General features: G+C 41.7%; 13 protein-coding genes. 8 read left to right on the forward strand and 5 right to left on the reverse strand.

The features are described 5' to 3' along the window. The first annotated feature begins 2 nt into the window (after positions 1-2). Both CDG79_RS35745 and CDG79_RS35750 read left to right on the forward strand, forming a co-directional pair. The gene (locus CDG79_RS35745) at positions 3-890 is read left to right on the forward strand and encodes an ABC transporter permease (RefSeq protein WP_094346334.1); all 888 of its coding nucleotides are present in this window, start codon (positions 3-5) and stop codon (positions 888-890) included. A gap of 33 nt (positions 891-923) precedes the next feature. After that, positions 924-1,319: a hypothetical protein gene (locus tag CDG79_RS35750; RefSeq protein ID WP_094346335.1), complete on the forward strand. Its 396-nt coding sequence runs from the start codon at positions 924-926 to the stop codon at positions 1,317-1,319. Positions 1,320-1,569: 250 nt separating this feature from the next. Here the strand turns inward: CDG79_RS35750 and CDG79_RS35755 are convergent, their stop codons facing one another. Further along, positions 1,570-2,007, reverse strand: a complete 438-nt coding sequence (locus tag CDG79_RS35755; RefSeq protein ID WP_094346336.1) for a peroxiredoxin — start codon at positions 2,005-2,007, stop codon at positions 1,570-1,572. Positions 2,008-2,201: 194 nt separating this feature from the next. Between CDG79_RS35755 and CDG79_RS35760 the strand changes: the two genes are divergently transcribed. The 3 genes from CDG79_RS35760 (at position 2,202) to CDG79_RS35770 (ending at position 4,647) form a co-directional block, all read left to right on the forward strand. Then, positions 2,202-2,606, forward strand: a complete 405-nt coding sequence (locus CDG79_RS35760; RefSeq protein ID WP_094330227.1) for an Npun_F0494 family protein — start codon at positions 2,202-2,204, stop codon at positions 2,604-2,606. Positions 2,607-2,841: 235 nt separating this feature from the next. Beyond that, on the forward strand, positions 2,842-4,320 hold the full coding sequence (gene cobQ, locus CDG79_RS35765) for a cobyric acid synthase CobQ (RefSeq protein WP_094346337.1): 1,479 nt from the start codon (positions 2,842-2,844) through the stop codon (positions 4,318-4,320). A gap of 90 nt (positions 4,321-4,410) precedes the next feature. Then, positions 4,411-4,647, forward strand: a complete 237-nt coding sequence (locus tag CDG79_RS35770; RefSeq protein WP_094346338.1) for a 2Fe-2S iron-sulfur cluster-binding protein — start codon at positions 4,411-4,413, stop codon at positions 4,645-4,647. A gap of 176 nt (positions 4,648-4,823) precedes the next feature. Here CDG79_RS35770 and CDG79_RS35775 read toward each other — a convergent pair whose 3' ends face one another. The 4 genes from CDG79_RS35775 to CDG79_RS35790 all read right to left on the reverse strand — a co-directional run bounded on the left by CDG79_RS35775 (position 4,824) and on the right by CDG79_RS35790 (position 10,481). After that, positions 4,824-5,267 (reverse strand): SRPBCC family protein, encoded by a 444-nt coding sequence (locus tag CDG79_RS35775; RefSeq protein WP_094346339.1) that lies wholly within the window; start codon positions 5,265-5,267, stop codon positions 4,824-4,826. Between the two features lie 33 nt (positions 5,268-5,300). After that, positions 5,301-6,740, reverse strand: a complete 1,440-nt coding sequence (gene zds, locus CDG79_RS35780) for a 9,9'-di-cis-zeta-carotene desaturase (RefSeq protein ID WP_094346340.1) — start codon at positions 6,738-6,740, stop codon at positions 5,301-5,303. Between the two features lie 264 nt (positions 6,741-7,004). Next, positions 7,005-7,181: a CopG family transcriptional regulator gene (locus CDG79_RS35785; protein WP_181154351.1), complete on the reverse strand. Its 177-nt coding sequence runs from the start codon at positions 7,179-7,181 to the stop codon at positions 7,005-7,007. A gap of 1,656 nt (positions 7,182-8,837) precedes the next feature. Continuing rightward, positions 8,838-10,481: a DUF6930 domain-containing protein gene (locus tag CDG79_RS35790; RefSeq protein ID WP_094346341.1), complete on the reverse strand. Its 1,644-nt coding sequence runs from the start codon at positions 10,479-10,481 to the stop codon at positions 8,838-8,840. A 325-nt stretch (positions 10,482-10,806) separates the two neighbouring features. On the opposite strand from CDG79_RS35790, the gene CDG79_RS35800 reads away from it, so the two are divergent. From CDG79_RS35800 to CDG79_RS35810, 3 genes are all read left to right on the forward strand, one after another. Then, complete coding sequence (locus CDG79_RS35800) at positions 10,807-11,163, forward strand: iron-sulfur cluster assembly accessory protein (protein ID WP_094346343.1); 357 nt, start codon at positions 10,807-10,809, stop codon at positions 11,161-11,163. A gap of 120 nt (positions 11,164-11,283) precedes the next feature. Next, positions 11,284-11,706: a tetratricopeptide repeat protein gene (locus CDG79_RS35805; protein ID WP_094346344.1), complete on the forward strand. Its 423-nt coding sequence runs from the start codon at positions 11,284-11,286 to the stop codon at positions 11,704-11,706. A 112-nt stretch (positions 11,707-11,818) separates the two neighbouring features. Next, positions 11,819-12,067, forward strand: coding sequence for a hypothetical protein (locus tag CDG79_RS35810; protein ID WP_094346345.1), 249 nt, complete (start codon positions 11,819-11,821; stop codon positions 12,065-12,067). Positions 12,068-12,097: the final 30 nt, after the last annotated feature.

Here is a 12,097-nt window from a genome sequence, read left to right on the forward strand (position 1 = left end):
TTATGAGCGTTACTCCTAAAACTGATATCAATTGGCAGCCGATAACATTGCCACAAGCAGATGCTAATGCTGCACCTAACTTTTACGCTGAATTGATACAAGAGACGTTGGCTTTAACTCGTCGCTTGTTTATTCAGTTGCAACGCCGTCCCTCATCTTTAGTTGCCGGAATTATTCAGCCAGTCATGTGGTTGATACTGTTTGGTGCTTTGTTCCAGAATGCCCCCAAGGGTATATTTGGCAATACAACAAATTACGGACAATTTTTAGCTGCCGGCATTATTGTGTTTACAGCCTTTGCTGGGGCGCTGAATGCTGGTTTACCTGTAATGTTTGACCGTGAGTTTGGTTTTTTAAATCGTTTGCTGGTAGCACCGTTAGCATCGCGGTTTTCTATTGTCTTCGCTTCGGCAATCTTCATCATCAGCCAAAGTTTGCTGCAAGCAGCCGTGATTGTAGCGGCGGCGGCATTCTTGGGCGCTGGACTACCCGATGCAGTTGGTTTAAGTGCGATCGCTCTCATTGTCTTGCTCTTAGCTTTGGGTGTAACAGCCATCTCCCTCGGCTTGGCTTTCGCCCTACCCGGACATATTGAATTGATTGCAGTAATTTTTGTCACTAACCTGCCATTATTATTTGCTAGTACTGCTTTGGCTCCTTTATCCTTCATGCCTCAGTGGTTACAGGTTGTGGCTACCCTGAATCCTCTCAGCTATGCGATCGAACCCATTCGCTATCTGTATCTCCACAGTAGTTGGGGATTAGGTAGCATCGTAATGCAAGCTCCTTGGGGTAATGTTACCTTTGGGGGAGCATTGCTGGTGTTGTTTGGCTTTGCCCTTGTCGCCTTATTGAGCATTCAACCCCAACTGCGTCGGACTCTTGCTTAAGATAAAATAGAGAAATTTTAGGGTAAAAACCCCATGAAAAAACCATTTTTACAAATTACTAGACTCTTTGTAGCTACTGTGGCAGGAATCAGCTTTGCTTCCTTGCTCATGGCTCAACCCAGTTCGGCTCAAATCAGTAGCCCAACGGATGCTTTTCCCAGCAATAGTACAACAGACCAAAATACCGATCCCTTCGCCCGCTCAAACTCAGACAATTTCAATATGTTTGACCTGATTCATCGGGCGAATTTCGGGACTCTCAACTGGGATTCTAACCAAAAAAACGAACAATTAGACTCAGCCGCAGCAGTTTTTAGAGCAAGTCAACAAAAACGAATTCAACAAGGAGGTCAACCACAACAAGCAATCCCCGCTTCGCCATCGGTTACGCAGCCATCGTTTACGCTGCCATTACCGTCAGGTAACTGAAATCAAACAAAGAACCCCAAGCCTCTAATACTTTGTCAGCTAGTTTTGTGGGTTTATAGTAAGCACTTTAATGCTTAGAAAATAAGGACTAAAGTCCTTACCCAACGGGAAAGTTAGTCGCTCATGGGGGAAACCCCCAAGACCGCGCTAACTCACTACAAACTTGTTTACCCATCAATTTAAACTTGACAGACTATTAAGGCTTGGGGCTGAGACTATTTAAAAAGTCTTTCGTTATCAGGGTAAAAAACTACAGCCCAAGTGCAGCTAAAATATCGCCGGCATGGGTGGTGGTATTTACAGCAGTGTCAACATGGGTAATTTTACCGTTGGGGTCAATTACGTATGTGACGCGTTTGGCATAACCGCCGCCATCCACATCGAAAGCTGCGATCAGGGATTTGTCGGAATCAGCCAGTAGGGGAAAATTCAAATTGTATTTTTGGGTGAATGCTTGATGAGAAACCTCATCATCAGCACTGACTCCCAACACTACAACATCTTTACCTTGATATTTAGATTGGGCATCCCGAAAACTACAGGCTTGTTTGGTGCAGCCTGGCGTGTCATCTTTGGGGTAAAAATACAAAACTACGGTCTTACCAGCAAAGTCAGATAACGAGACTGTGTTGCCGTTTGTATCTTTGGCGGTAAATGCAGGTGCATCCGTACCAACTGCTAGAGGCATAATTAACCTTTCCTGTTTCAGATTGTTGATGCACTTGAAATTTTACATTAATTTATAATGATTAAATATAATTACTAAAAAATAGCATAATTATACTTTAGGTAACTAATTTTGGTTAAATGAGGTATTTGGTACAAGAAAAAATATATTCTTGAATTAATCTTTCTTAGAAGAAAAATTTATACCCCTACACAATGGCTGCTGTTGATTCCCAAAACCCAAATATTTTTGTCTATCCTCAAAGCACAGTAGAAAGAGCCGAGCGATCGCTAGTGTGTTCACCCTTCAATTTATCTTTATTTGAAGTTATGGGACACCAGAGTGTTTCATTAACTGCGATCGCCTTAGACAATGGACTCAAGCAAGGCTATACTAAGCGCCCTTTATCAGAATTAGCCTGTGATAACGCTTTGGGTTGGCTGATTCAAGTGGGTGTATTGCGGCGAGAAGTCGATGGTCAGGGGATTACAGATAGTTTTCGCCTCACTCCCTTGGGTCGTCAGTTAGTGGAACAATACCAGGGAAAAAATTGGCGGACACCTTCATGGCGCGATCGTTTATTTGATGCTGTGATTCGTTGGTTGCGGATACCCTTTTAGAATAAAAAACCAAAGAGTTAGGATTAGGCAATCACAGGGAACAATATACACGGAAACATCACATCTATTCATGAAGTCTTTACCATAATCATCTAATTTAAATTTGTGGTGCTAATGGTGAGTGTGGGACATGGTGATGATTTCTTCTTCCCCTGCTCCCTCGTCTCGCTCTGTTCGTTTATTGTTCGCTCCTAAAATTTCACTCTGTATCTTGAAAAACTAACTCATAACAAATATGAAATCAATTATGGTGGTGGGGACAACATCCCATGCAGGGAAATCACTTTTAACTACAGCTATTTGTCGTATTCTGTCACGGCGTGGTTGGCGGGTGGCTCCCTTTAAAGGTCAAAACATGGCTTTAAATGCTTATGTAACTGCCAATGGGGGAGAAATTGGCTATGCCCAAGCAGTACAAGCTTGGGCTGCGGGAGTCGTACCTTGGGTAGAAATGAACCCAATTTTACTTAAACCTCAAGGGGATATGACTTCCCAAGTAATTATCAAAGGTAGGTCTGTAGGTAAAGTGAGTGCTTCAGATTACTACGAGCAATATTTTGAACTGGGGTGGCGGACAATTGAAGAATCGCTACAGCATTTAGGAACAGAATTTGACTTACTGGTTTGTGAAGGTGCCGGTAGTCCAGCAGAGATTAACCTTAAGCACCGTGATTTAACTAATATGCGGGTGGCAAAATATTTGAATGCACCAACGATGCTAGTAGTTGACATCGATCGCGGTGGTGCTTTTGCCCATGTTGTTGGAACTTTAGAGTTATTGGAACCAGATGAACGCGCCCTAATTAAAGGTGTAGTAATTAACAAATTTCGAGGACAGCGATCGCTCCTAGATCCAGGAATAAAATGGCTGGAAGAACGGACGGGTATTCCTGTTGTTGGTGTTATACCCTACTTGCAAGAAGTGTTTCCGGCAGAAGACTCCCTTGATTTACTGGAACGTGAATCGCATAAAGCCCAAGCTGACCTCAACATTGCCGTCATCCGCTTACCCAGAATTGCCAATTTCACCGACTTTGATCCATTAGAATCAGAAAGCACCGTTTCAGTAAAATACCTTAGTCCCAAGCAAGATTTAGGACATCCTGATGCCGTAATTATTCCAGGTACAAAGACCACAATTGCTGATTTACTACTGCTGCAAAAAAGCGGTATGGCAGAAGCTATTCAAAACTATGCGGCTTCTGGGGGTACTGTTTTAGGTATCTGTGGTGGCTATCAAATGCTCGGTCAAATCATTGCCGATCCAGAAGGGATAGAAGGGCAAGCTGGCAGATTTCAGGGGTTAAATCTTTTACCAATTAGAACTGTAATTACCGGACAAAAAATCGCCCGCCAGCGCCAGGTTAGCTCAAATTATCCGCAGCAAGGCTTACCAGTCAATGGTTTTGAAATTCACCAAGGGCGATCGCGCATCGAACAGCAAGGAATAGACCCTCAATCCTACCATGCCCTATTTGATGATATTAATTTAGGGTTAGTAGATAGTTGTCAATCGGTGTGGGGTAGTTATCTCCACGGGCTTTTTGACAATGGCCCTTGGCGACGTGCTTGGTTAAATCGCCTCCGTCAACAGCGCGGTTTAAAATCTTTGCCCACCGGTGTTGCTAACTACCGCGAACAGCGAGAGCAGATTTTGGACTCCCTAGCTACTGAAGTTGAAAGCCATTTAGACTTAACTCCATTTTTGTCTTAAGCTAGACTCCGCTCGGAAATTAAAATAAGAATGGATTCTTTGCTTTGAGTATGTCTTAATTACGAATTACGAATTACGAATTACTATCTGATGATTGTTCGTGTCCGCTTTTTACCAGATGATGTCACAGTAGATGCCGAAGTGGGAGAAGCCCTCTTAGATGTAGCAGACCGGGCTGGGGTATTTATTCCCACCGGTTGTCTCATGGGGTCTTGTCACGCTTGCACCGTCGAATTAGAGGATGGAGAGATCATCCGCGCTTGCATCACCGCAGTCCCGGCACGCGAGGAATTGACGATTAATTTGTTTAGCGATCCTACTTGGTAATGTCGCCCCTGTTATTGAGAATGACTGGTATCCTAATGCGGATATGAATCGTTCTATTGTAAATATAATAAAAGATGTGCGATCGCACCTTCTCCAACCCTTAAAAAATCCATATTTTACCATCAAGCAGTAAGAAACTTTTACACATTGTCTCCTACTGCCTGTTTTTATCTATATCAATTAGCTTTAACATTCAGCGCGTATTCTTTAAACCTTTCCAAGTCAGCCTGAATTGTCGATTCAACTATCCGCCCCAAAAATAAGTTATCCATAATTTTGCCAAGAATGCCGGGGATAGCGTAGGAAATACTCATTTTAACAATACTACTATTGTGGCGATCGTAAAAGCGAATTGCTCCCTGATTCGGCAAACCATCAATAGATTCCCATTGAATAATTTGGTTGGGAATAACTTTGAGAATTCGAGATTTCCAATTAAATTCTAAACTGCCGGTTTTTAATTTCCAAAGAGATATATCTGGATTATCTGGCGGAATTTTCACCGAATCAATCCACTTCATCCACCGGGGCATTTGCTCCAAATCAGACCAGAGGCTCCATACTAAATCTATGGGAGCCTCTACTTCTACCTGCACAGTATGCTCTAACCAATCTGACATTCTCTCTTCTTCCTTTGCGTCCTTCGCGGTTAGTTATTTCTTCAAACTTTCCAAAATCACTTTTGCCGCCCGCCGTCCAGAAATAGTAGCACCTTCCATGCTGTCGATGTAGTCTTGCTGGGTATAACTCCCTGCAAGGAAGAAATTATCTATTGGTGTTTTTTGATTGGGACGATACGCATCCATCCCTGGCGCTTCTCGGTAGAGAGACTGAGCAAGTTTTACCACACTATACCAAGTCATATTTAGCTCCCGCGATGAGGGAAACAGTTCATGGACTTGCTTGAGGACATGCTGTGCGATCGCTTCATTGCTTTGGGCAATAAACGGATCTCCTGGTGTCAGCACCAGTTGTAACAAAGACCCCTGTCCTGGGCGATAATAATCGGCAGGGCTAGTTAACGCCAAATCAGCAAAACAAGAAAAATCAGCATCTGCTGTGTAAAGTAAATTATCTATTCCAGCCGCGTGATTTAGCTGTTTACGTTGCTCTCCATCATTCAGTTCAGTCACCCAACCATCGAAGCGTAACTGCACTGTAGCCACTGGTACTGCATCCAGTTTGTAAATATTGTCAAATTCTGACCACTTACGCCACTCCTGGGGTAGAATTCGTTGAATTCCTGGAACATCACAGGCAAAAACGTAAGCATCAGCAGCGATCGTTTCTACTGCATCACCTTGGGCAACTACTATACCAGTGACACGGGTTTGTTCAGCTGACTCTGTAAACTGAATTTCCCGCACTTGCCGACGGGTGTAAATTTTAGTCCCTCTAGCTTCCAAATATTCCAGAATGGGCTTGTGTAAATATTCAGATGGAGAACCTTCTAGCATTCGCAAAACTGAAGCTTCAGTTCTGACTGCAAATAACTGGAATATCGTCAACATACAACGGGCAGACATATTTTCGCAATCAATAAATCCCAATGCGTAGGCGATAGGGTTCCATAAGCGCTTAATGCTGCCATTACTCCCACCATGACTGCGAAACCAATCGGCAAAGCTAACTTTATCTAAGTTGCGGATAGTTTTCATCGCCCCATTGAAGTCTACCAATCCGCGAACTATCGGACTAGTACCCAAAGCGATCGCATTTTGCAGTTTATCCTGCAACGATAGTTGAGAAGTCGTGAAAAATGCCTTTAAGCCATTGAAAGGCGCACCTGTAAAGAAGCGAAAATCCAAACCACCAGTGCGCCCCCCTTTATTAATAAAAGTGTGAGTATGTTCCTTGAGACGTAAGTTTTCTAACACCCCCACTTTCTTCATCAAGTCAAATAGTTGGTAGTAGCACCCGAAAAATACATGCAAACCCATTTCTAGATGGTTGCCATCTCCATCAACCCAACTGCCAACTTTGCCACCCACAAAGGGACGAGACTCAAAAATCTCTATTTCACAACCAGCATCAGCTAAATCTACTGCGGTTGCTAGTCCAGCCAGTCCCGCACCTACGATTGCAACACGCATTCCGTCGTTCCTTTTCAGTTTCTTTACAGATTGTAACTGGGTTGGTGTCGGAATTTGCTACTTAATATCAACTCTACCAACATATTAAGGTATGGCAATGTCGATACTAAAACCTCCTTTTAGTCCCAGCAATTGACCAGACGCGAGAAAAACGCGTCTGTATCAGTTAGACAAATTATTGTCCATCGCGGCGGACTCAAAAAAGTATCGGAGCTATTTTTTTGGTGGCAAAGCAGTTATCTAGTAAGTAGTGAAAGTATGTTCTTACTTGTTTACATCTTTGCCATCATCAGAGATCGGCAAACTTCTAATCAGTTCCCGAATCACATCGGTTGCAGGTCTACCTGTTTGTTGGCAATATTTTTCTAGTTTTTCCGCTTCCTGTGTTGCGAGATTAACTGTTATGCGTTTAACGGCCCATTTTTTATTTGTCATTATCATGCTATCTGCTGTATATCTAGATTGTCGAAAGAGTCTAAGTTAAAGAGGGAACCGATAAGATTATCAGAATTTGTCTCAGGAAACAAGTAATATCATTAATATTAAAAACTGTAGTTTTGTCAAAGGATTCATCATTTTCTAAAGAAATCAGAAACTTACACTTTATTTGTTACTATTTTGACAGCAAAAATAGTAGATAGTTCCTTCTGAGGATAATAACCCTATTAACAGCATCAGGAAAGCCTGACAAGGAGCTTTTATAAATGAATTTGAGGACACCTAATGTTGACTCAATCAAGATTTCTCAAATTATTCTCCATCAAAAGGATTTGACATTCTCTCTTAAGCAAGTTCGCTAAACTCACTTGGTGAGAATATCTGTATAACTGATGAAAAATAAAGCTTTAGAATCATTATCAGGCTGAAATAGTTTCCTACAGGCGGGTTGTAGTGAGATATACAGACCGCTAACAATCACTTAAAAGTGCAAATATCCGTCTGCACCCATTCCTGTAACCAATAAGCTAATATCTGCTTGAACGGTTAAGACTTTTGGCTTACCACGATTAAGCTGATTGCTTTTCGGTAGTAATCTTGCAGTCAATAAAAATGGGATATGACTCAGCTTTTTGAGTGTAAAGAACCATTTTTTTAGCAAAACTTGACAGCATTATCTGTAATTTTACACAGGCAAATTAGCATGTAAATTATGTGATGTTACTTGAAGGTTGCTGATAATAATATTTTAGTTTCTCCTCATTTTTTTACACGAAACTACCGTAAAGATACGATTAAAATCTAGACATCTTTCTCCTCGAAATAGCGACATAATTTGTTTTTAACTCAGCGCTTTTAGATTAATTGTATTTATCTCTCTAGAGATTATACGAATTATTTTTAGTCTGGATTGCGCTAAGGATTCCACTATTACCCGCTTTTTCCTATTTAAAATTAAGAGAAAAACTACTGCCCAAAAAGGTTTAACATACAACCATTATTCATTGGTAAATAAACCTATACAAATGATTGTGTGTTTCAATTCTTTTTGCGGTGTATTCATTATAGCTATGATTTATACCCTTTCAAGAAACTTTATCTAGAGACGAAACAACCTCATTCTCAGACTTTATAAAAAAATTACAAAGCACAAGATAGTAAGATGAGCTTTTGCTTAATGATATTGATATATAACAAGCTCTTAAGCTCAAAAAATTGTTAAAAGAAAGATTCTGATATTGAAGTGTGTCGGCTAGGTTTGATTAAACCGGACTTTGTAAATAATTATCTAGTGATTTGTACTGATTTATACTGGTAAATCTCCAAATAAAATTACTGGAAAACGATCAGAATACAGATACTTCATGAAATTTAGGTAAAGTTAGCTGCCATCCGGGGTATGTACTAATACAGCTTGGCAAAAATCCAGATCGCATCGCAATTCAAAAGACTTGGGGGAAAATCCTTTTGTCAAAAGTAGACAAATTTCAGCCTGTGCTAAGTGCATTAAGACTAAGTTTTTTCTAACTTTACTTAGCACTCAGTAATGCCACTAGCTCTTCAGCGCTGAGTTTAGTCAATATGCGAATCGAATAATATATATCAACTTAATTTCTCATAGCCGTAATCCGACGTTAAGGATTACGGCTATTAGTGCAACTATTCCAAGTTAAGTTGGGGCATGAGTTTGAGAGTGCCAATACCTAAATCTTTTGGTGAAAGCGATCGCGTTTCAAACAAAGCCATCATATCCCGTAACTGAGGATTGCCACGGGAGGCTCCCGTTAGCCCTTTGGCAATGATTAAGCCACAGTAGCCCTTAGTATTTTTACAACGTTGATTCCATTTTTTCCGGGCTTCTACATGAATCGGATCTTCATCTAAAAACTCACCGAATAGGAACAATTCGTCATTTTGAGTTTGCAATAAACCGAGGTCGTAGCGATCGCCATCGAAAGGATCGGCACCTGGATTAAAGCAAATTGCTTTCAGTCCGCCTGCTGCTTCAATTCTTTCAATTACAGTCTTAGCCTTGGGCCGGGAAGTTTGAATTAAAATTACCGGCAAACCGTCACCCACTTCTTTAATTTCACCAGCTTTATGGTAAGTTACCCCCTTACGGAGGCGATCCAACATTTCCCAGGACACTACACCTAAGCTGAGGAAAGAGTCTTCCGGTATCAAGTCATCTTGCAATGATTGGAAATTCGCAAAGTCAAGGTTGTCAATTTCCTCATCATCACCAAAGCCTGCCATTTCCTCTAACTCTGCTGCTAACTGCGGCATTGTAGAGACTGTCACAGCCACAGATTTAGTTGATTCTTCTTCCGACTGCGGTAGAGAAATGCGATAACGGCGACTGAGGGTAGGGAAGATATCCTCTTGTAAATCGCGACGGCGATCGCGAATAAAGCGGATCAGACTTTCGATCGCAACCAAGATTACCAGTGCTTCTTCGTCATACAAAACAGACCGGAGTCCTTCTAAGGGGTGGATATTACCAAAAGTTGGATCAATTTCTGATAATGGCAGATCCGCCAAATCACTTTCTTCGTCTTCGTCTTCATCTTCGTCTTCTTCAGCACTCTCAAAGGTGAGAAACAGGCAATCTTGCTTGAGGAATGCTTCTTCTAGATGCTCAGTTGAGTCTTCATCTTGTAAAACTGCGGTGCGAAACTGTTTTAAAGACTCCTCTGAGCGATAAAACAAAATCCCATACTCCATTCCCAGCATTCCCATAACTGAGGCATAGAGTGTGCCAACATCCCACTTATTAATCTCGATTGACAAAATTTGCTGTTCTTCCAAAAATTCCCAAGGTGCTGCTTGCCAAATTGCAAATGCTTTTTCTTGCAAGATTTGTGCATACTGTGGGGGTAAGTCGGGGGTTTGACTATCGAGGATGTCGGTGAACCCGCGAAACAGTTCGTCAATTAAAGGCAGTTCTGGTGCATAGTCAATGGCAATATCCAAATCTTGCAGCACCCCCCGCAGGTAAAATTGGATTTCACGGTCTTTGACGACAATTCTTTGGGGTCTGGCAGGTCTTGCTGGACTGTGGGGATGCTCCATTGCTCGCATTAAGGTACGAACTATTGCTTCTGGTCCGATATCTGAAGCTACCACGTCCATTCCTCGAACTACACCTTGGGAGTAATCTACCCAAAGAATGCATTCTCCCTTTTCCTCGGAGTCTGAGTGCTGGTTTGGTGATGACAACGGACGGCGATCGCCCTCCCATACAGAAGGAATTTGCGTTAATTTCTTCAAGCGACGACTGGTAGAGCGATTAAAACTTGTCATAGAGTAAGTTAATCAAAAGAAGCAATTTGGAAGTAAACTTTGGGGGATAGCTAGCCTCGGATTAGGTTTTTATGGCTGCACCTGAAAGATAGTTGCTTCTGGGACAAGCCATGCTTGAACTCCAAAAATACCGAATCTCTAAACACACTGAGTCTCTCAATTCTAGAATAAAAATCTTTGGCTGCTTTTAACGGAGTGTTTACAATTTGGCATCTAACGACATCTAAGCCGCTAGAATAAATACAAAAACACCAAGGGAAACTCAGAGGCATTAACAAGCCGATATTGGGTAAAGCTTAGACTAATTAAGGAGTTAAAAAAGCAGATGACACAAGCAATTCAGTCTCAACAACGCGGAATTCTGTTGAGCGAAGCCGCATTGCACCAGGTAAAATCCCTCCGAGACAAGCAAGGGACAGACTTCTGCTTACGGGTAGGAGTCCGTCAGGGTGGCTGTTCTGGGATGTCTTACATGATGGACTTTGAAGACACTAGCAAGATCGCCCCCGAGGATGAAGTTTTTGACTATGATGGCTTCAAAATTGTCAGCGATCGCAAGAGTCTATTATATCTCTACGGTTTAATGCTCGATTACAGCGATGCCATGATTGGCGGTGGTTTTCAATTCACTAACCCCAATGCCAACCAAACTTGCGGTTGCGGCAAGTCATTTGGGGTGTAATATTGTCATTTGTCATTTGTCCCTTGTTATTTCTCGTTTCTCATTTGCAATTGCCTAATGACTAATGACCAATGACTAATGACCAATGACTAATGACCAATGACTAATGACTAATGACCAATGACTAATACAGTTGAATCCCTGTTTGATACAGGTCTGGAACGCTACAAAGCTGGAGAGGCGGTAGATTCTTTAATCCCTGTGTTTAAAGAAGTGTGCGATCGCGCTCCGAAAACTAGTGCTGCTTGGATTTGTTTGGCGTGGTTGTATCTACTCGATAACAAACCCAACTTGGCTTACAAAGCTGCACAGAAAGCAGTCAAGTTAAACCCACAAGATCCACAGGCTAGAGTCAATATCGCTTTAGCAATGCTGGAAACCGGTCAAAAAGGTTTACGAGAACATATTGACATAGCACAGCAGCTAATCTTTGTCAATGAAGAGTGGCAGGATGAAATAAAAAATAGTATTGAAGACGGTTTAAGTAGAAAACCAGATTGGCAGAGTTTGAAAAAAGTCAAAAATTGGCTGTTTGAAGAGTGAGAAATTAAGAGTTAGGAGTGAGGAGTTAAATTCAAGTCGGTAATCCTCACTTCTAACTTACCCGTCACTTAGTTAGCAGTCATCAATTTTGGGCAAGTGGACACAAGGGTAGATGAAAGATAAATTGTTAAATTGGCTAAACACAATTTTAGTCGCAGATGTTTTTTTAGTTTTGTTTGGTTTTATCTGGTTAGCGATCGCTGCGATCGGTGACTCTGTAGGATTAAACTTGGGTTTGGATTTGTGGCATCAACTCTGGCAACCCTTGTTTAACCCAGCGATCGGTATCCTCATGGGCGGTGCAATTCTCAGTGGTATTATCAGTTGGGTTTCCAAAAAATTTCTTTCCAGTCAAGAATAAAGGGATTGGGGATTGGGGATTGGGGAATGG

It is taken from the genome of Nostoc sp. 'Peltigera membranacea cyanobiont' 232 (genome assembly GCF_002245985.1).
Taxonomy (GTDB): Bacteria; Cyanobacteriota; Cyanobacteriia; order Cyanobacteriales; family Nostocaceae; genus Nostoc.